An 18,865-nucleotide genomic window follows, 5' to 3' on the forward strand; every position below is an offset into this window, starting at 1 on the left:
GATCTGCGAAGCGCAATCACCTTCTCGGAAACCCTCGCGAAATTTCGCAGTCGCGACGCCAGAGACCGAGGGTTAGATCATGCCTAGCATTCACCTTCCGGCCGCCCGCTAGCGGACCCTGGTCAGGTTCCGCGAAGGTGGGCGCAGACATGCTGGGCTCGTCAGGATCAAACTGCACTATGAGGCGGCGGTTCATACCGCGCCAGGGGAGCGAATGGACAGCGAGGAGCCTCCGAACGTTCGGGTCGCCTGCTCGGGTGATATCGACGAGGTTGTGCGGCTGATGCACGACGCTGCGGCGTGGATGTCCGCCAAGGGAACGCCCGCCTGGGACGTCGCGCGGATCGACCGGACATTCGCGGAGACCTTCGTCCTGAGATCCGAGCTCCTAGTCGCGAGTTGCAGCGACGGCATCGTCGGCTGTTGCACCTTGTCGGCCGAGGATCCCGAGTTCTGGCCCGACGCCCTCAAGGGGGAGGCCGCATATCTGCACAAGCTCGCGGTGCGACGGACACATGCGGGCCGGGGTGTCAGCTCCGCGCTGATCGAGGCTTGCCGCCATGCCGCGCGAACGCAGGGGTGCGCCAAGCTGCGGCTCGACTGCCACCCGAACCTGCGTGGCCTATACGAGCGGCTCGGATTCACCCACGTCGACACTTTCAATCCCGGCTGGGATCCAACCTTCATCGCAGAACGCCTAGAACTCGAAATCTAACGTCCGTTCGGGCATCGAGGTCCATGTCGGGGTGGGACGGGCCCGTGGCTTCAAGATCACTTGCAGTCCGACCGCGATGTCTTGGTTGCGCGAGAGGTTGTCGATATCCTCCACTTCCATCATCAACCCTGGATAATGCCGCCGCCGTCATCGCCGCCGACGCCCGTGCCGGGCTTTTCGGGCCTGTCAGGCTTGCTCGGCCTTCAGCCTGCCTGGGCGAGATCTCCGGCGGACGGATTAACGGCGGAGCTTCGCCGCCTTTCGTGCGTGTGAAGGCCGAAGATAGTTCTCTCAAAAACATCCGTTTATGAGAGATACCAAATGTCATTTTCAGAAGACGACTGCACCAGTTGATTGGGCGTAATGGCTGTTGTGCAGCCAGCTCCTGACAGTTCAATATCAGAAGTGATCTGCACCAATCTCGACTATGCTCAATACTCGTGTGGGCTCTGTTGCAAAAATCGTGAAGCTTGAGCATGCTTGGCGGAGATTGGACGGACGGAACGATGACGGATTTCAAGTGGCGCCATTTCCAGGGTGATGTGATCCTGTGGGCGGTGCGCTGGTATTGTCGCTATCCGATCAGCTATCGCGACCTTGAGGAAATGCTGGCGGAACGCGGCATTTCGGTCGACCATACGACGATCTATCGCTGGGTCCAGTGCTACGCCCCGGAGATGGAGAAGCGGCTGCGCTGGTTCTGGCGGCGTGGCTTTGATCCGAGCTGGCGCCTGGATGAAACCTACGTCAAGGTGCGGGGCAAGTGGACCTACCTGTACCGGGCAGTCGACAAGCGGGGCGACACGATCGATTTCTACCTGTCGCCGACCCGCAGCGCCAAGGCAGCGAAGCGGTTCCTGGGCAAGGCCCTGCGAGGCCTGAAGCACTGGGAAAAGCCTGCCACGCTCAATACCGACAAAGCGCCGAGCTATGGTGCAGCGATCACCGAATTGAAGCGCGAAGGAAAGCTGGACCGGGAGACGGCCCACCGGCAGGTGAAGTATCTCAATAACGTGATCGAGGCCGATCACGGAAAGCTCAAGATACTGATCAAGCCGGTGCGCGGTTTCAAATCGATCCCCACGGCCTATGCCACGATCAAGGGATTCGAAGTCATGCGAGCCCTGCGCAAAGGACAGGCTCGCCCCTGGTGCCTGCAGCCCGGCATCAGGGGCGAGGTGCGCCTTGTGGAGAGAGCTTTTGGCATTGGGCCCTCGGCGCTGACGGAGGCCATGGGCATGCTCAACCACCATTTCGCAGCAGCCGCCTGATCGGCGCAGAGCGACAGCCTACCTCTGACTGCCGCCAATCTTTGCAACAGAGCCCGCCGTGCTAGTCTGCTCGGTGATGGTGGAGTGAAGCCAACCCGCAATCGGGTTATGAATCTGCATCGCGATTCGCAATCAGCTGTCTCTTGAGCATGTCGAACTCCTGCGATGTTATCTCGCCGTGCTCGTGCTGCTACACCAACTTGTCCAACTCATCCGCCACACCGCTCCCCACCACCTGCGATGGCCAGGTTGTTTGCTGGGCGCATTGGCGGAGTATCGTCTCGACCCGGGACACCCACACCGGCACAACCTTACGGGAGTGATTCACTGTCAAAGAATCGGCCCGGTGCTCTGACGCAAGTATCGGGATGGTCACCATTTGTAAGCCGTAGACCTGAGTGGTGATCAAGACTTCGATACCACCGACCGTACCGGTACTAATCGACGACGGTCGTGTTCGTCGCCTGCCGCAGGGACTCTGCACACCTCCGTTTACGCATGTGCCTGGAGGAGTTGGAAATCGTCGTGTTCGGGAAACATTAAACACAGGATGGCAGCGATCTGAGCCAGCACATGATCAGCTAGCTCACCATCCGGATCGACGGCCCACTGCATCGTCGCGCCAGCGATGACCGAGTGCAGGAGCAACTCAGCTGCCGCAGGAGCACCTGGGGGCAGTCGCTTGCGGATCCCCTCCACCACCGCGCGGTTCCGCTGGATCGCAAGCGTGCGTAGCTCCGGCACCTGGAGCTCGTACCAGGAGATGAGATAGTTCACCGAGAAGTCGTTGCGAGTGTTCATGCTCCGAACGAGCACCTGCAAAAATTCCCAGAGCCCTTGCGGCCCTGCGCCTATCGGTATCGCATTCAGGTAATGCCGCACCTGCTCGACGCCGCGCTCCATCATCCTCACCAGCAGCGTATCGCGGTTGGTGAAGCGCTGGATTAACGCTGCGCGGGAGAGCCCCACCTCCTTTGCTACTCCGCTGAGCGTGAACTCTATGGGACCGCAACGCTTCAGCACTACGGTGGCGGCCTCGAGTACCTCGTCATCGGACTTGAGCTTGGGGCGGGGCATCAGTGTTCACCTTCTGTATGGGTTGGGGCGGAGGCTGTGGCTGCCGCCGCCATTGTAGCAAATTGAAGACGGAGCGAGAGTAGAGCCACGAGCCCCGCAAACACGGCCGATACAACGAGGCCAGGGAGCGGACCAGCAAGGTCGACAAACGCGCCGGCCGCAAGCATAACCATGGGCGAGGCTGACAGCATCACCGCCGAGACCGTGCCGAGTACCCGGCCGAGAAGTTCTGGCGGCGTGCGGTTGTAGATGGCAGCGTTGAGAATGGGAGAGACTGAGCCGGTCAGCAGTCCCACGAGCGCGCCCAACAACATCAGCACCGGCACGCCTGGCAACTGTGAAAGCAGAAGCGAGCCCACCGCAGAGCCACAAAATGCCACCGCCAGCCAGTTCTGCGCTGATATCCGGGCGCCGACCGACGCATGAATGGCAATGCCAAGGAGACCACCAGCCCCCATCATTGAGGAGAACAGCCCGAGCTCTGCTACTTGGCGTCCTGCATCTACAAACAGCGCAGGCATGATGACGCTGCCGTTGGCGCCAACGATGCCCACGAAGATCATCACTATACCAAAGAGAGGGCGCAGCAGGGGTTCGCTCCAGAGAAAAGCGACGCCGGCGCGCATGGAGAGAGTCGCCGTCGTGGTCATCGTCCGAGCGGCACGCGCGGGAAGCACCCACGCGCCGAGCAGACCTGCAAGGACGGAGCAGAACGCCGTCAGCCCGAGCGTTGGCGCAGCGCCAAGCATGCCGATTGCGGCCCCCCCAAGGGCCGGGCCACCTAGAATCGCGACGTTCCCGATCACCGCTTTCAGTGACGAGACGCGCTCAACGGAGAGCCCGGCGACGTGGCCGAGTTTGGGCAGCTCACTGTCCTGCGCGGCCATACCGGGTGCGTCGAACGCGGCACCGAGCACCACGCAAGCGATCAGCCCAGTGTTCGAGAGGGCGCCAACGGCATCGAGCAGTGGGATGCTCGCCATGGCCACGCCGCCCACCACACCCGAGATCAATGCGACGGGCGCGCGCCCGAACCGATCGACGAGGCCACCACCAACCCACGCGCCGATGATGGTCGCGATGACGCTGCTAGCGGCCGTGGCGCCCGCCCAGGCCGCGCTCTTTGTATGAGACAGGACGAACCATGGAAGCGCGAGGGCCGCCACCGCGTTGCCGATCCGGAAGAGAAAGGTCGCCGCGAACAGCGTCGCGAGCGGGCTATATCGACGTTCGCTCATTCCGCTGCGGCGAGCTGCGCCTTCGCCGCAGCGAGGTACTCTTCGTTACCCGAGTCGAGGGCGAAGAGTGCGTAGGTGACCGCCCCGAACGCAAGGCGCTCCGCGATGTGGTGGGCGAGCCGCGGCCACACCCGGCCACCGGCCGCTTCATACGTGAGGAGGAGCTTCGCGAGCCCCTCTTCACCAAAGACCATAAGGTGCGCGGCCATGTCGATGGCAGGGTCATCAACGCGGGCCTCGCTCCAGTCGATCATCCCGCTGACGCGCTCCGTGTTGTCGATGAGCACATGGCCCACGTAGAGATCGCCATGCACCACCACGGAGAAATCTGGCCACGACGAATCGTCGTCGAGCCAGCGCTGCCACCGGTGGAGGCGCTTGTCGTTCACCACGAACTCGCGTCGGACGCGGTCAACGTCGTCGGCCACCTTCTGACGGGCCTGCGTCGGTGTACGGATGAGCATCCCCGCATCCACGGCGGCGGAAATGGGGACGGCATGCAGGGCGGCGAGCGCGGTCGCGAAGCTCTCCGCGAAGACCTCCGAGTCCTGCGGCACGACCCAGTCGGGCGTGGACGAACCAGGCTGGATGACCATCGCAGTCGAGTCTTCGAGCATGGGATAGGCAACGAGCTCGGCGTTGGCCACGCGCCAGTCCGGCACCGCGAACGGCAGGCGATTCTTGAGCATTGCCAGCACCCGCGCCTCTGGTTCGACCTTCGCGCTTACCTCGGCTCGGCGCGGGATGCGCAGCACCCACCGACGTCCATCGTCGACGGTGGCGATCACGATCCTATAGTCGAGCCCAAGCTCATTGACAGTCAGCGGGCCATGGAGCTTGAGCCCATGTCGGGCTGCAAGTGCGTACAGTTGGAAGGTATCGGCGGTCGTGACTACGGTCATGATTCACTCCTGAGGGCTTGACGGGTTTAGCCACCTAAATATAACAGTCACGTCGGTTATATTCAATCCTCATGCGAATCGGGGTACGACCCACAGCCCCCTCAGTACAGGTCCATCGTCACACCCGAGATCGTTGGGGTCCAGCTCCCAGTGGTTCGGAGCAACGGGCGGCAGGGCAATGATCCGAAAATTACCCCTTCCTTTGCGTCACCACAGCTTGCACCAACTGACCCTGAATTAAAAAATTGAAAAACTAACTTTTGGGTGTTGACTTAAAGCAAACCAAGCATATGCTAACCAATAGTTAGCAAATTGATTTCGCACGATGGACAACCCCAGCCGGAGGACCAGCACAACACTGGCAGCGGTGGCAACAAACCGCTTGGGGAAATAACACCGGCAACCGGGCTGACTAACCTCCCCGCTCTCCCTTGGCAAGGCTGGAATGCATGCCGACCAAGGTGAATGGAAATTAAGGCAGTGACCGGCTGACAGCTGGAAAGACAGCACAGTTGAAGTGATAGCGAACACAGCGAGTGGCGGGTCTGACTCCCCAGCCACCCACCCGGTGAAAGGCCGGGACACAACCGGGATTGCATTGCAGGTGAGCCAAGGCCCATGGGGTACCGCACGAGAGACCCGGAGACCAATGCAATCCACGGTTGTGGTGAATGGGAAGGTCTTTGCGCCAACCGGCATTCGTAGGGATGCCCCCTAGACCTCGGCCGGTGTCAGACCCGGCCACCACAACCAACCGATATGACCACCCCAAGGAGGTGATCACATCTCCCACCGCAGGGTTAAGCGGATGCCTGGTCCCGCTGTGAAGCGCCACCCAGGCCCTCGCCGAGAGGCGACCGTTTCGAATGGTAGGTCTGCCCGTGAGGGCGCACCGGTACCGACAGCAAGAACGGCTGACTCACTGTGAAGTGCTCAAGCCACCACCACAGGTGCAATGCATGTGGTTACAGCTCTCTCCTGGCCCCGTCAACGGGGCCTTTATCCCACAAGCGATAGCGGCCCGACAGCGGGTCACGGACTCCTATTGCCTGTCGTTTGTGTGATGAGACCAGTTTCTGGAAGAACGGAGGCATCCATGCACCCACGCGAGTTCATTGCCAAGCACATCAAGGCAACGCTGGAGAAGGAGGAATTTCCCCCTCATGCGGTCTCGCTGGGGGTGAAAGAAGCCACCTTCTTTTTCGACCGAACACCCAGCTTCGCAAAGGGGAAAGTGTTCGATGAGTGCCTCAAGGCGGCCCGTGCAGTAGCCAGGGTCGCGAAGAAGGCCAAGCCATGATCCGGGGAGCGGGTCATATCTCAACAAAGGGGCGAATAGAGAAAACGGAAAAAATCGTACGTTAAGGTTTTCCGGGCAGCCTTAGCGGCCGAAACTTCCCGTCCTCCAGCCTGCGGCTCTGCCGCCAGACATAATCGCCGGTCAGGTTGATGTGCTCCCACCCCAGCGGCGACAGGTATTGCAGCAGCTCGCTATCCACCGACTTCCCCGCTTCGCTCATCGCCTGGGTGGCGCGTTCCAAGTACACCGTGTTCCACAGCACGATGGCGGCCGTCACCAGGTTGAGACCGCTGGCCCGGTAGCGCTGCTGCTCGAAGCTCCGATCCCTGATTTCGCCGAGGCGGTTGAAGAACACCGCCCTGGCCAGGGAGTTGCGCGCCTCGCCCTTGTTCAGTCCGGCATGCACGCGGCGACGTAGCTCTACGCTTTGCAGCCAGTCGAGGATGAACAGTGTGCGCTCAATCCGGCCCAGTTCGCGCAAGGCCACGGCCAGACCGTTCTGGCGCGGGTAGCTGCCGAGCTTGCGCAGCATCAGCGAGGCAGTGACGGTGCCCTGCTTGATCGAGCTGGCCAGGCGCAGGATGTCGTCCCAGTGGGCGCGGACATGCTTGATGTTCAGGGTGCCGCCAACCATTGGGCGCAATGTCGGGTAGTCCTGGACGCTATTCGGAACATACAGCTTGGTTTCGCCGAGGTCGCGGATGCGCGGTGCGAAGCGGAAGCCCAGCAGGTGCATCAGGGCGAAGACGTGATCGGTGAAGCCAGCCGTGTCGGTGTAGTGCTCCTCAATCCGTAGGTCGGACTCGTGGTACAGCAAGCCGTCAAGCACATAGGTGGAATCGCGCACGCCGACATTCACCACGCGGGTGCTGAACGGTGCGTACTGGTCGGAAATATGGGTGTAGAACAGCCGCCCCGGCTCGCTGCCGTACTTCGGGTTGACGTGCCCGGTGCTTTCACCCCGACCGCCCGCCCGGAAGCGCTGGCCATCGGAAGAAGAGGTCGTTCCGTCGCCCCAGTGAGCGGCGAAGGTATGACGGTACTGGTGGTTGACCAGCTCGGCTAGGGCCGCCGAGTAGGTTTCGTCTCGGATGTGCCAGGCTTGCAGCCAGGATAGCTTGGCGTAGGTCAGGCCGGGGCTCGACTCGGCCATCTTGGTCAGCCCGAGGTTGATCGCATCGCCCAGGATCGCTGACAGCAGCAATGTCCGGTCTTTGGCCTCGGCACCGTCCTTCAGGTGGGTGAAGTGGCGGCTGAAGCCCGTCCAGTCGTCCACGTCCATCAGCAGTTCGGTGATCTTGATGCGCGGCAGCAACTGGCTGGTCTGGTCGATCAGCGCCTGCGCGGTATTGGGCACCGCGGAATCCAGTGGGGTGATCTTCAGCCCCGACTCGGTGAGGATGGCATCGGGCAGCTCGTTGTCCTTGGCCAGGCGGGTGACGGTGGCCAGCTGCTCGTCCAGCAGCTGCAAGCGCTCTTCCAGGTACTGGTTGCTGTTCGGGTTGATCGCCAGGGGCAGAGCCTGCGCATGCTTGAGCGCGGCGAACCTCTCTGCCGGCAGCAGGTAGTCGTCAAAGTCGCGGAACTGCCGCGAGCCCTTGACCCAGATGTCGCCGGATCGCAGCGCGTTCTTCAGCTCGGACAGGGCGCAGATTTCGTAAAAGCGCCGGTCGAGGCCTTCCGGGGTTATCACTAGCGGCTTCCAGCGCGGCTTGATGAAGGCGGTGGGCGCATCGGCCGGCACCTTGCGCAGGTTGTCGGCGTTCATCTCGCGCAGGGCCTGCACGGCCGCCAGCACGCCTTGCGCAGCCGGGGCGGCGCGCAGTTCCAGCACCTCCAACAAGGCCGGCGTATAGCGGCGCAGGGTGGCGAAGTTCTCGCCAACCAGGTGCAGATGGTCGAAGCCCTCCGGCCGGGCCAGCAGCTCGGCCTCGCTGACGCTCTCGGTGAACTCGTCCCAGGGAATCACCGCCTCGATGGCGGCGTAGGGATCGCTGCCGCTTTCCTTGGCCTCCAGCAGGGCCTGGCCGATCTTGGAGTACAGGCGCACCTTGTCGTTGATCGCCTTGCCTTGCTTCTGGAACTGCTGCTGATGCTTGTTCTTGGCGCTGCTAAACAGCTTGACCAGGATGCGGTCGTGCAGATCGACCAGCTCATCAATCACGGTCGCCGTACTCTCCAGCACCACGGCGGCCAGGGTCGCGTAGCGCCGCTGCGGCTCAAACTTACCGAGGTCTTTGGGCGTCATCTGCCCACCCTCGCGGGCCAGCTTGAGCAGGCGGTTCTGGTGGATGTGCCGGCCCAGAGCTTCGGGCAAATCCACCAGCTGAAATGTCTTCAGCCGCTCGATGTGTTCGAGCATGTGCCGGGAGTTCGGTTTTAGTGGGGCCTGCCGCAACCAGGTCAACCAGGTGATGCTGCTGCCGGCCTTGAGCTTCAACAGCTCGTCCAGCTTGGCCCGATGCGAGTCCGTGAGTGGTTCGACGAGGGCGCGGTAGACCCGGCGATTGGCCCGCGCAATGGCTTCCGAGCAGGCCCGGTCAATCACGCTCAGCGCCGGCAGGATGCGCCGCTTCTGCCGCAGACTCTCCAGCGCCTGGCCGGCCAGCAGCAAACCCTTATCGGTCTGCTGGGCCAACTCGGTCAGCTCGCGCACCAGGGCGCGGAAGTCGGACAGGCCGAACGGGGCCAGTTGTAGGTAGGTGCGCAGTTCCTGGGCGTGCTCGCGGCGAGTCACGTCGCGTTCGCCGTACTTCGCCCAGCTCGCCGGGTCGGCCTGAACTTGCTTGGCCACCCACTGGATGACCGGCTCGGGCAGCTCACTGTCAGTACCCAGTGCGTAGCCGGGGTAGCGCAGCAGGCAGAGCTGCACCGCAAAGCCCAGGCGGTTGGCGTCGCCGCGCCGCTGGCGGATCAGCGACAGGTCGGAGTCGTTGAAGGTGTAGTAGCGGATCAGGTCATCCTGGCTTTCTGGCAGCGCAAGCAAGGTGTCTCGCTCAGTGGCCGAGAGAATCGAGCGACGCGGCATGGTTCAGTCGTCCGTGCGAAGGTACTGGTAGAGGGTTTCACGGCTGATGCCGAACTCGCGGGCGAGCTGAGCCTTCGGCTCGCCCGCAGCGGCCCGCTGCCGCAACGTGATGGCTTGCTCGTCGGAGAGGGCTTTCTTGCGGCCCCGGTAGGCACCGCGCTGCTTGGCCAGGGCGATGCCCTCGCGCTGCCGCTCGCGGATCAGGGCGCGCTCGAACTCGGCAAAGGCACCCATGACCGACAACATGAGGTTGGCCATGGGAGAGTCCTCGCCGGTGAACACCAACCCCTCCTTCAAGAACTCGATGCGTACACCGCGCTTGGTCAGCTTTTGCACCAGACGGCGCAGATCGTCGAGGTTGCGCGCCAGGCGATCCATGCTGTGCACCACCACGGTATCGCCTTCGCGGACGAATCCGAGCATAGCCTCCAGTTGCGGGCGCTGGGTGTCCTTGCCTGAGGCCTTGTCGGTGAACAGCTTGCCGATCTCGACCTGCTCAAGTTGGCGTTCCGGGTTCTGGTCATAACTGCTGACTCGGACGTAACCGATGCGTTGTCCCTGCAAGATGCCTCCATAGGCTGGATGGGCGGTAGGGCTTACGTTGGTTTTTGGTTCCATTGCGCCCGAAGCCTTGAATTTGTCAGGCTGAAATCTATGACCTTGGCAAGCATGTGTCAAAGAATGTGAAAGCGGACTCTATTCTGACGGCGCGGTGCGGCCTTGCCTGACATCCAGTTAGGGTATGCCTCAGTCTGACAGTGATGAGTCGCAGGCGTTCGGATCGGCATCGGTTTCGCTCCCGGTCTTGGCGCGCGCCTGGAAGCGCTGATAGCACTCCAGCCCGCAGAAGTGCTCGACGTATTCCGCGCCTTCCGGGGTGAAGGCGGCATCGAGCGGGATTTCCTTGCAGCACACGCAGCAACTGGTGGCAGTCGGATCATTTGCATTCATGGTGGCACCCCTCCATTGACTGACGAAGACGGCGAATGCCGCCGCCGGCATCGGCTTGGCGAACAGGAAGCCTTGTCCTGTGTCGCAGTCCGCTTGTCGCAACAAATCAAGACTCGCCGATGTTTCCACGCCTTCGGCCACTACTTCCATGCCAAGCCCATGCGCAAGCTGAATCACGGTGCGCACGATGGTCTGGTCGCGGTGGTCGTTGGCGAGTCCGGCGACAAACGATTGGTCGATCTTGAGCGTGCTGATGGGGCAGCATTTCAGGTGTTGCAGGCAGGAATAGCCGGTGCCGAAGTCGTCGGCGGCGAAGCGCACACCGATCTGTCGCAAAGCTTCCAGGGCGGGGAAGATCGCCGGATCACCGAACGCAACCGATTCGGTCAGCTCAATTTCAAGATACGCGGCGGGCAACCCGGCATCGGCCAGCACGCCCTTTACCCACTTGTCGAAATCTGGCCCCACTTGGCTCGCCGAAACATTGACGGCCAGCCGGAACGGTTGCCATGCCAGCACCCGCCAGTCGCGCATTTGACGGCAGGCTGCGCCCAGCACCCATGCGCCGATTTCCGGCATCAGGCCGGACGATTCGATCACGGGCAGGAACTGGCCCGGCGGCAACAGTCCGAGCGTCGGATGACGCCAGCGCAACAGGGCTTCCGCGCCGACAATCTGCTCACTGCGCAAATCGACAATCGGCTGGTAGTGCAGCTCAAGCTGCCCGCGCTCGACCGCCTGCGCCAGTTGCGCCACTGTCCATTCAATTGGCTGGGAAGCGCTCATGATCGACCTCTGAAGGCCCGCAGCAGCCGCGTCACAGACAGGACAAACAAGCCGGTCAGCGTGAGGGCTGCAATACCCCAGTGCTCGCCGATGAACGCGCCGGCCGTCGTGCCGGCCAGCACAATGGCGAGAATCGGCAAATGACAGGGACAGGTGAGCACCGCCAGCGCACCCCACAGGTAGCCGGTGAACGGCTTGTGTGTCTCGGCCGGCATGCGCTCGGGGCTGTTCATGGCAAACTCTCCGCATGCTGTGCCGGCGCGGTCGGCATGGCGGCCAACTGCACTTCCAGATTGGCCAACGCTTCGCGCCGGCGTTCGACGAACTGACGCAGCACAGCAAGCTGCGCGGCAGTTTCATCGCAGTTCGCCGCATCCAGCGCCCGGCACAGCCGCGCCAATGCGCCGAGGCCGATGCCCGCCTCGAAGGCGGCCCGCACGAAGCACAGTCGCTGCAAGGCGGCGTCATCGAACAGGCCGTAGCCACCCGTGGTGCAGGCGACTGGCCGCAGCAATCCGCGCAGCAGGTAGTCGCGCACGATATGCACGCTCACCCCGGCATCAAGGGCCAGCCGGGACACCGTGTAGGCGTTCATCGAACACCTCCTTTTGGTCGGTTCACGGCAATGCATATACCGTTTCGCCGAGTTCAATCCGCGCGCTGCGAATCCGATGCCGGTGCCGTAGAACATTGGGTCGATATCCGATCACGGTGTCCTAGATGACATGGTCTGCAACAGATGTCGATTAAACTCCTGGCCCAAGCCGAAAGCCTCGTGGACACTGACGATCGCCAATCCTTCCAATCCTTGATGCTTGGAGGCCCAGTCTTCCGCCGTCGGGACAGATGCAAAGAAATGTACATGGCAACAGAAGGACTGACGAACGTCGGCTGCTTCCTGCGGCAATACCAAGGACACCGCCATGCCGGCAGGTTCGACAGCCTGTATCTCGCTGGGTGAAACCGTGAGTGAAACGGGTGCTCCGGTTGCAGCGCAATGCGATGAGACGCGAGCTGTACGGCCGATCAGCGCCGGAAATATCAAGGTGTCCAGCGCGCACCAGGCATACAGACGGCGGTCGTCAATTTCAAAGACATACGAAGTCTCGCGCAAGGTGAGGCCGTAGCCGATGATGTTCCCATCTTTGTCATATTCGGTACTGGTGGCCTGTTCGAGTACGGCGGCCACTCGCTCAGCGGGCCAGTCGAGAATCCCGGCAAGTGTCGTTCGTGAAACCGGACGCCCCTTGGCGAGTTCCCGCAGTAGCGGGACCAAGAGATCCGCAGTACCATTGGTACGATTGACCGAAGTGAGACGTTCTAAAATATATGGGGCGAGCTTCATGGTTCCATCTCCTTTCATCCTGCGCAGCAGGACAATTGTTTGACATCCTTGGTGAAGGTCTGCGCCGCGAGCTTCAGCCCCTCGACCATCGTCAGGTAGGGGAACAACTGGTCGGCCAGTTCCTGCACCGTCATGCGGTTGCGAATGGCGAGAACAGCCGTCTGGATCAATTCGCCGGCTTCCGGGGCGACGACCTGCACGCCGATGAGCCGTCCGCTACCTTCCTCGATGACCAGCTTGATAAAGCCGCGTGTGTCGAAGTTGGCAAGCGCACGCGGCACGTTGTCGAGCGTGAGCGTGCGACTGTCGGTTTCGATCCCGTCGTGATGCGCTTCCGCTTCGCTGTAGCCCACGGTTGCTACTTGCGGATCGGTGAACACCACGGCCGGCATCGCGGTTAGATTGATGGCAGCATCCCCTCCGGTCATGTTGATCGCGGCACGGGTGCCGGCCGCTGCCGCCACATAGACGAATTGTGGCTGGTCCGTGCAGTCGCCGGCCGCGTAAATGTGTGGCGTGCTGGTGCGCATGCCCTTGTCGATGACGATGGCACCCTGCGCATTGACGGTGACTCCCGCCGCGTCGAGTGCCAGGCTGCGCGTGTTCGGTGTCCGTCCGGTAGCGACCAGCAGCTTGTCGGCACGTACTTCACCGTGTCCCGTGGTCAGCACGAATTCGCCGTTCACATGCGCGACCTGGCTGGCTTGCGTGTGTTCCAGTACCTTGATCCCTTCGGCACGGAAGGCCGCTGTGACGGCCTCGCCGATGGACGGGTCGTCGCGGAAGAACAGCGTGTTGCGAGCTAGGATCGTGACCTGGCTGCCCAGCCGGGCGAAGGCTTGCGCCAGTTCCAGCGCGACCACCGACGAGCCGATCACGGCTAGGCGTTCGGGAATGGTGTCGCTGACCAAGGCCTCGGTCGAAGTCCAGTAGGGTGACTCTTTCAGGCCCGGAATCGGCGGCATGGCCGGACTGGCACCCGTGGCGACCAGGCAGCGGTCGAACATCACGACGCGCTCACCACCCTCGTTCAAACTAACGATAAGGCTCTGGTCGTCCTTGAAACGCGCTTCACCGTGCAGAACGGTGATGGCTGAATTGCCGTCCAGGATGCCTTCGTACTTGGCATGACGGAGTTCTTCGACACGGGCCTGCTGCTGGGCCAGCAGCCGCTCGCGCAAGATCGTCGGCGGTGTGGGTGGCATGCCGCCGTCGAATGGGCTTTCCCGGCGCAGATGGGCGATGTGGGCGGCGCGGATCATGATCTTGGACGGCACACAACCGACGTTGACGCAGGTGCCGCCGATGGTGCCGCGCTCAATCAGCGTGACCTGCGCGCCTTGCTCGACGGCCTTCAGTGCTGCCGCCATCGCGGCTCCACCGCTGCCGATCACGGCGACTTGCAACGGGCGCTCGCCGCCGCTGCCCTTGTCGGCGGCACCCATCCAGCCGCGCACCTTGTCGAACAGCCCAGTGCGGTTGTCGGTCGGCGGGGCATCGGCGAGCATCGCTTTGTAGCCCAGGCCAGCCACGGCGGCGGTCAGTGCGTCCGGCGCTGTGCCTGGATCAAGGGCGAGCTGGGCCGCGCCCTTGGCATAGGACACTATGGCAGATTGGACGCCGGGTACTTTTTCCAGCGCTTCCTTGACGTGCGCCGCGCACGAGTCGCAGGTCATGCCGGTGATTTTTAGATGGGTCATGCGACAGATCCTTTTTCGTTTGTGGTAGCAGACAAGGGCGTCAGATGTGCTGCGCTGCCGTTTTCAGTGCCTCACTTCTTGACGCTGGACGGATAGCCCGCGTCTTCGGTGGCCTTGGTCAGCTTCTGCACGCTGGTCTTGGCATCATCGAAGGTGACAACCGCTTCGCGTGTCTCGAAGGTCACGTTAACTTTGCTGACGCCTTCGACCTTGGAAATCGCCTTCTTAACGGTGATCGGACAAGCGGAGCAGGTCATGCCCGGTACGGACAGCGTGACGGTCTGGGTGGCGGCCCACACGGGGGCAACAACGGCAGCGATGGCGAGAGAGGCAAACAGTTTTTTCATGATGAACTCCTGTGATTAATAGAAAAATGGCATGACGTAGGGAAATCCGAGCGCGACCAGAACCAGCGCGGCCACGACCCAGAAAATGAGCTTGTAAGTAGCGCGCACTTGGGGAATCGCACACACATCCCCTGGTTTGCAGGCTTGCGCCGGTCGGTAGATGCGCCGCCAGGCGAAAAACAGCGCCACCAACGCCGCGCCGATGAAGATCGGGCGATAAGGTTCCAACACCGTCAAGTTGCCGATCCAAGCGCCGCTGAACCCCAGGGCGATCAGAACCAGCGGCCCCAGGCAGCAAGCCGAGGCGAGGATGGCGGCTAGCCCGCCAGTGAAGAGCGCCCCGCGCCCGTTTTGAGGTTCAGACATACGCTTGTCCTTTCAAATCTGGATTGGATAGCTTAAGCTTACTTCCGTACCAATGTACGGAGTCAAGCGATATGGAAAAAAATTTGGAGAATCTGACTATTGGCGTTTTCGCCAAGGCGGCCGGGGTCAACGTGGAAACAATCCGGTTCTATCAGCGCAAGGGCTTGTTGCCGGAGCCGGACAAGCCCTATGGCAGCATCCGCCGCTATGGCGAGGCGGATGTGACGCGGGTGCGCTTCGTGAAATCAGCCCAGCGGCTCGGATTCAGCCTCGACGAGATCGCAGAGCTGCTGAGGCTGGATGACGGCACCCACTGCGAGGAAGCCAGCAGCCTGGCCGAGCACAAGCTTCAGGACGTGCGCGAAAAAATGACCGACCTGGCGCGCATGGAAACCGTGCTATCCGAACTTGTGTTCGCCTGCCATGCGCGGCAAGGGAACGTTTCTTGCCCGCTGATTGCTTCGCTGCAAGGGGAGAAAGAGCCGCGTGGTGCCGACGCGGTGTAGCCGAGGGTAGTTACGCCTTAGCGTGCTTTATTTTCCGTTTTCTGAGACGACCCCCTTCTGCACGACAGATACCATAAGGCCGGTGGCAACGTGTAGGTCTCCGAGATACTCGAATACTATGTCATGGTTGTTGCAGGTCTGACTTAACCTAGTTATTAACGCATCAAGCTGTGACTCCAACTTCACCTTCTCATCGGCCACAAGCAATTTCAATTGCCTCTTAATTGTCTTGAATGCCGGCAATTTTATTTTAGGTTTTATGTACTTTTTTAAGATCACATTGCGGGCGGGAACTGGAGTGAAACCTCTATTGTCTGCCACTTGGAGGTATAGGCAAATCAGTGCGTTTTGACATACATCGAGAAGTAGTTGCTCCTCTGGTTCTAACTGTTGAAATGACATTTAAAACTCCTAAACACTCGAGTTCTTTTTTACCATACCTGGCAACTTAGAAGGTTGAATCGGATACACATTATTAGCGGTCTATGCTAATCATCATTTGAGCCATACCAGACTCTTTACTCATAATATCTTGGCCATAACGAAGTACCATCAATGGGCTCTTCCAACAGCCAGCTTGTTGGGCTTGAGCAATTGAATAGCCCTTGGCCAACATATCTTGAGCGGCGCCCACTCGACCAGAATGGCCAGACCAAACTTTTTTAGGGACAGGCATTTGCGCCTTCAAATACGCATGAACACGTTGAAAAATTGCATCAATAGTTTTACCGGTTAGAGGCTTGGTTTGAACCATCGGCCTTTGAGTCTTATGGTGTATGCCAGTAAACAATAAGCCATTTTCGGGAAGTCCAGCATTATCGATGTAACGCTGCAGTAGGGTCCATGTATTAGGGCAAAGTGCTTTGATAGTGGGGTCACCGGATTTATCTGTTTTCGTGAAAGGCACCCTCAATAATGGACTGCCATCGTCACTCAGATAGAGATCTGAGACCAAAATCGCAGCTAACTCAGACTCTCGCAGCATACCCTCAAATGCCAGGGTAATCGCGCATACATCGCGTAGCTCACGAAGATCATCACTATTTCCCCAGGCCTCTTGCAAGGCCAGTAAGTGATGTAACCGTAGCGCAGAGGCTTGATTAGATGACTCGAGTCTATTTATCACGCGGTACTTTTTCGCAGCCTCAAATTTTCGCTTTACCAGGTCTGAAGATGTAGGATCTGGTAACCCCAGGGCTTGGTGAATTGAGCTGATCGCCCAGCGGTACATACCTAATGTTGCATTTTTGACCTGCCCTTTTACCGCCTCTATGTACGCAGCTACAGCTGCAGGTTGAGCCGGCAATGGAATCTGGCCATGGTCATCGCACCAGCTTTCAAATTGACGCCAATTCGACTCTAGGGAAGCCCAGGTGTTTTCGCTTCGGCGTTCACGCTCGCTATGCAAAAAATCATGTAACAAATGACGAAGAATATCGTTCATTCGTTCTTTCTGAGCACTCCCAAACTCAGTCACTGGCAAAGATAGTATTTTTTGCAATTCCAGCTTAAGCCGCTCACTCGTATCAAGTAAGGCCTCACTCAAAGAGGCCGCCGGCGCGGGCTCGGTATGGGCGCCCATGGATGTTGAACTGGATTGACGAAACGGTACCAAATTACTCACACTCGCACCTCTTCATTCTCGGCCTGCTCCTGATTGTTCTTGTCCCAGAACGCCAACAATTCTAAGATCGCCGCATCAAGCGATTCATAGCCATTGGAGTCTTTAAAATCGGTCAGCAGTGAGTAGGTAGACACCTTCATTTGAGGCCGCACAGTAGATTCACGCTTATGGATTTGACTAAATTTACGGCGGAGTTTACGCCAACCTTCGTCTGAAAAGATCCGATTGAGTTCTTGGTTTAGTCGGCAAAATTCCACACCATCACGAACTTCGATGAAATGCTTTTTCTGTTTGGGGAAGTGACGAAGGGCAGCAATGAAATCATACCGTGCATCATAGCGAGCATTCTCACTTGATTGCAATAATTGGCTAAACCACATATTGTTGTCTTTGAAGTGAATTGGGCTCAGCAATTCAACATGGTCGATGATCAATTGACGAATATGGGGATTTTGCAACTCATCCCATGATAACAAGAGTAACGGTCGGCCAGCTTTTCTCAAGCCGTGATAATTCCAAGTCATAGGTTCGGGAGTAGAGTATTCGGTCATAACGCCTCTATATTATGGTGACACCATACAATAGCCAAAATTTGCTCAAAAGCTGTCCAATTCTAAATTTTCATTTTCCGCACTTTGCCTGCCGTGACACGCAAACCACAAAAGGTGGTGACACCATACAATAGCCAAAACTTGCTCAAAAGCTGTCCAATTCAAAATTTTCATTTTCCGCACTTTGCCAGTCGTGACACACAAACCACAAAAGGTGGTGACACCATACTATTATAGATTCAGGAAAGAATTTCAGTCAAGTAATGATTCCCTATAATTATAGTTATATAACATCATACAGATCTAATAGAATGGTGACACCATAGGTTTGACTTTAACAACATAAGGAATGTTGTCTACGCTGTATAATAACGTAGCAATATTTAAGTTGAGGTTTGTCGATTGGAGAAGTTAAGTGAGATCGAAAAACGGTTGGCTTCGAGAATTAATGTTGGGTTTAAGTATAAGCCAGGCTAGGGTTTATACCTCGATCCAGAGTTCGTTTTAAGGTAGCTGGGAGGATGGCTAGCGCCCCAGCACAACTAATCGGACCCACGGCAACGCGCCGCCGGGCAGCTGGTGGTGGCTAGTGACCGCAACTTGATACCTTGCCCGGGCCCGGGCGCCCCGCCCAAGCAGGATCAATGGCCAGCGCCCCAGCATGACTACCCAGCCCCATGGCAACGCGCCGCCGAGCAGCTGGTGATCGCCAACTCGATACCTTGCCCGGGCGCGGGCGCCCCGCCCAAGCAGGATGAATGGCCAGCGCCCCGGCACGACTAATCAGAACCATGGCAACGCCGCCGGGCAGCTGGTGACCGCCAACTCGATACCTTGCCCCGCCCAAGCAGGATGAATGGCCAGCGCCCCGGCACGACTAATCAGCACCATGGCAACGCCGCCGGGCAGCTGGTGACCGCCAGCTCGATACCCAGGGTGGGCGCGGGTGCCCGGCCATACAGGATCAATGGCCGGCGCCCCGGCACATCTAATCAGCCCCATGGCAACGCGCCGCCGGGCAGCTGGTGATCGCCAACTCGATACCCAGGGCGCGGGTGCCCGGCCATACAGGATCAATGGCCAGTGCCCCGGCACGACTAATCGGACCCACGGCAACGCGCCGCCGGGCAGCTGGTGGCGGCTAGTGATCGCAACTTG

At 59.7% G+C, this 18,865-nt stretch carries 19 protein-coding genes; 4 read left to right on the top strand and 15 right to left on the bottom strand.

What is annotated here, in order from left to right; all coding sequences use genetic code 11:
* The first annotated feature begins 214 nt into the window (after positions 1–214).
* The gene (locus M0415_RS20990; RefSeq protein WP_000376623.1) at positions 215–715 is read left to right on the top strand and encodes a GNAT family N-acetyltransferase; all 501 of its coding nucleotides are present in this window, start codon (positions 215–217) and stop codon (positions 713–715) included.
* Positions 716–1,221: 506 nt separating this feature from the next.
* Positions 1,222–1,986, top strand: a complete 765-nt coding sequence (locus M0415_RS21000; protein WP_001389365.1) for an IS6-like element IS6100 family transposase — start codon at positions 1,222–1,224, stop codon at positions 1,984–1,986.
* Between the two features lie 492 nt (positions 1,987–2,478).
* Here the strand turns inward: M0415_RS21000 and mphR(A) are convergent, their stop codons facing one another.
* The 3 genes from mphR(A) to M0415_RS21015 are packed head-to-tail and all read right to left on the bottom strand — an operon-like array spanning position 2,479 to position 5,203.
* Positions 2,479–3,063 (bottom strand): macrolide-binding transcriptional repressor MphR(A), encoded by a 585-nt coding sequence (gene mphR(A) / locus M0415_RS21005; protein WP_001137892.1) that lies wholly within the window; start codon positions 3,061–3,063, stop codon positions 2,479–2,481.
* Entirely contained in the window at positions 3,063–4,301 is a 1,239-nt protein-coding gene (gene mrx(A) / locus M0415_RS21010; protein WP_249556674.1) for a phosphorylated macrolide efflux MFS transporter Mrx(A), read from the bottom strand. Before mrx(A) ends, mphR(A) begins: the two co-directional genes overlap by 1 nt.
* On the bottom strand, positions 4,298–5,203 hold the full coding sequence (locus tag M0415_RS21015) for an Mph(A) family macrolide 2'-phosphotransferase (protein ID WP_000219387.1): 906 nt from the start codon (positions 5,201–5,203) through the stop codon (positions 4,298–4,300). The genes mrx(A) and M0415_RS21015 overlap by 4 nt, the downstream gene beginning before the upstream one ends.
* 1,096 nt (positions 5,204–6,299) lie before the next feature.
* Between M0415_RS21015 and M0415_RS21020 the strand changes: the two genes are divergently transcribed.
* A complete protein-coding gene (locus M0415_RS21020) occupies positions 6,300–6,503 on the top strand; it encodes a hypothetical protein (RefSeq protein WP_000553518.1) in 204 nt (67 codons plus the stop codon).
* Positions 6,504–6,564: 61 nt separating this feature from the next.
* On the opposite strand, the gene M0415_RS21025 is transcribed toward M0415_RS21020, so the two are convergent.
* The 9 genes from M0415_RS21025 to M0415_RS21070 form a co-directional block, all read right to left on the bottom strand.
* Positions 6,565–9,531: a Tn3 family transposase gene (locus M0415_RS21025; protein ID WP_034064681.1), complete on the bottom strand. Its 2,967-nt coding sequence runs from the start codon at positions 9,529–9,531 to the stop codon at positions 6,565–6,567.
* A 3-nt stretch (positions 9,532–9,534) separates the two neighbouring features.
* Positions 9,535–10,095: a recombinase family protein gene (locus tag M0415_RS21030; RefSeq protein WP_034064682.1), complete on the bottom strand. Its 561-nt coding sequence runs from the start codon at positions 10,093–10,095 to the stop codon at positions 9,535–9,537.
* 183 nt (positions 10,096–10,278) lie between these two features.
* A complete protein-coding gene (locus tag M0415_RS21040) occupies positions 10,279–11,268 on the bottom strand; it encodes a DUF3330 domain-containing protein (protein ID WP_001276635.1) in 990 nt (329 codons plus the stop codon).
* On the bottom strand, positions 11,265–11,501 hold the full coding sequence (gene merE, locus M0415_RS21045) for a broad-spectrum mercury transporter MerE (protein ID WP_001087810.1): 237 nt from the start codon (positions 11,499–11,501) through the stop codon (positions 11,265–11,267). Before merE ends, M0415_RS21040 begins: the two co-directional genes overlap by 4 nt.
* Complete coding sequence (gene merD / locus M0415_RS21050) at positions 11,498–11,863, bottom strand: mercury resistance co-regulator MerD (RefSeq protein WP_000995361.1); 366 nt, start codon at positions 11,861–11,863, stop codon at positions 11,498–11,500. The genes merE and merD overlap by 4 nt, the downstream gene beginning before the upstream one ends.
* 111 nt (positions 11,864–11,974) lie before the next feature.
* Positions 11,975–12,613, bottom strand: coding sequence for an organomercurial lyase MerB (gene merB / locus M0415_RS21055; protein ID WP_000761850.1), 639 nt, complete (start codon positions 12,611–12,613; stop codon positions 11,975–11,977).
* Positions 12,614–12,627: 14 nt separating this feature from the next.
* The gene (gene merA, locus M0415_RS21060; protein WP_000149288.1) at positions 12,628–14,313 is read right to left on the bottom strand and encodes a mercury(II) reductase; all 1,686 of its coding nucleotides are present in this window, start codon (positions 14,311–14,313) and stop codon (positions 12,628–12,630) included.
* A gap of 71 nt (positions 14,314–14,384) precedes the next feature.
* Positions 14,385–14,660: a mercury resistance system periplasmic binding protein MerP gene (gene merP / locus M0415_RS21065; RefSeq protein WP_000732290.1), complete on the bottom strand. Its 276-nt coding sequence runs from the start codon at positions 14,658–14,660 to the stop codon at positions 14,385–14,387.
* A gap of 15 nt (positions 14,661–14,675) precedes the next feature.
* The gene (locus tag M0415_RS21070; RefSeq protein ID WP_001294666.1) at positions 14,676–15,026 is read right to left on the bottom strand and encodes a mercuric transport protein MerT; all 351 of its coding nucleotides are present in this window, start codon (positions 15,024–15,026) and stop codon (positions 14,676–14,678) included.
* Positions 15,027–15,097: 71 nt separating this feature from the next.
* Between M0415_RS21070 and merR the strand changes: the two genes are divergently transcribed.
* Complete coding sequence (gene merR / locus M0415_RS21075) at positions 15,098–15,532, top strand: mercury resistance transcriptional regulator MerR (RefSeq protein ID WP_000414383.1); 435 nt, start codon at positions 15,098–15,100, stop codon at positions 15,530–15,532.
* A 27-nt stretch (positions 15,533–15,559) separates the two neighbouring features.
* Here the strand turns inward: merR and M0415_RS21080 are convergent, their stop codons facing one another.
* The 3 genes from M0415_RS21080 to M0415_RS21090 all read right to left on the bottom strand — a co-directional run bounded on the left by M0415_RS21080 (position 15,560) and on the right by M0415_RS21090 (position 17,707).
* Positions 15,560–15,934 carry a DUF2913 family protein gene (locus M0415_RS21080; protein ID WP_123115287.1) on the bottom strand — a complete coding sequence of 125 codons (375 nt, stop codon included), beginning with the start codon at positions 15,932–15,934 and terminating at the stop codon, positions 15,560–15,562.
* A 73-nt stretch (positions 15,935–16,007) separates the two neighbouring features.
* Positions 16,008–17,156: a tyrosine-type recombinase/integrase gene (locus M0415_RS21085; RefSeq protein WP_164489350.1), complete on the bottom strand. Its 1,149-nt coding sequence runs from the start codon at positions 17,154–17,156 to the stop codon at positions 16,008–16,010.
* Complete coding sequence (locus M0415_RS21090; protein WP_123115289.1) at positions 17,153–17,707, bottom strand: hypothetical protein; 555 nt, start codon at positions 17,705–17,707, stop codon at positions 17,153–17,155. The genes M0415_RS21085 and M0415_RS21090 overlap by 4 nt, the downstream gene beginning before the upstream one ends.
* Between the last annotated feature and the right edge of the window lie 1,158 nt (positions 17,708–18,865).

It is taken from the genome of Shewanella sp. 10B, assembly GCF_023475885.1.
Taxonomy (GTDB): Bacteria; Pseudomonadota; Gammaproteobacteria; order Enterobacterales; family Shewanellaceae; genus Shewanella; species Shewanella mangrovisoli.

Coding starts and splice junctions, on each gene's coding strand:
- M0415_RS20990 (WP_000376623.1), top strand. CDS start 215: ATGGACAGCGAGGAGCCTCCGAACGTTCGGGTCGCCTGCTCGGGTGAT.
- M0415_RS21000 (WP_001389365.1), top strand. CDS start 1,222: ATGACGGATTTCAAGTGGCGCCATTTCCAGGGTGATGTGATCCTGTGG.
- M0415_RS21015 (WP_000219387.1), bottom strand. CDS start 5,203: ATGACCGTAGTCACGACCGCCGATACCTTCCAACTGTACGCACTTGCA.
- M0415_RS21020 (WP_000553518.1), top strand. CDS start 6,300: ATGCACCCACGCGAGTTCATTGCCAAGCACATCAAGGCAACGCTGGAG.
- M0415_RS21025 (WP_034064681.1), bottom strand. CDS start 9,531: ATGCCGCGTCGCTCGATTCTCTCGGCCACTGAGCGAGACACCTTGCTT.
- M0415_RS21040 (WP_001276635.1), bottom strand. CDS start 11,268: ATGAGCGCTTCCCAGCCAATTGAATGGACAGTGGCGCAACTGGCGCAG.
- merE (WP_001087810.1), bottom strand. CDS start 11,501: ATGAACAGCCCCGAGCGCATGCCGGCCGAGACACACAAGCCGTTCACC.
- merD (WP_000995361.1), bottom strand. CDS start 11,863: ATGAACGCCTACACGGTGTCCCGGCTGGCCCTTGATGCCGGGGTGAGC.
- merB (WP_000761850.1), bottom strand. CDS start 12,613: ATGAAGCTCGCCCCATATATTTTAGAACGTCTCACTTCGGTCAATCGT.
- merA (WP_000149288.1), bottom strand. CDS start 14,313: ATGACCCATCTAAAAATCACCGGCATGACCTGCGACTCGTGCGCGGCG.
- merP (WP_000732290.1), bottom strand. CDS start 14,660: ATGAAAAAACTGTTTGCCTCTCTCGCCATCGCTGCCGTTGTTGCCCCC.
- M0415_RS21070 (WP_001294666.1), bottom strand. CDS start 15,026: ATGTCTGAACCTCAAAACGGGCGCGGGGCGCTCTTCACTGGCGGGCTA.
- merR (WP_000414383.1), top strand. CDS start 15,098: ATGGAAAAAAATTTGGAGAATCTGACTATTGGCGTTTTCGCCAAGGCG.
- M0415_RS21080 (WP_123115287.1), bottom strand. CDS start 15,934: ATGTCATTTCAACAGTTAGAACCAGAGGAGCAACTACTTCTCGATGTA.
- M0415_RS21090 (WP_123115289.1), bottom strand. CDS start 17,707: ATGACCGAATACTCTACTCCCGAACCTATGACTTGGAATTATCACGGC.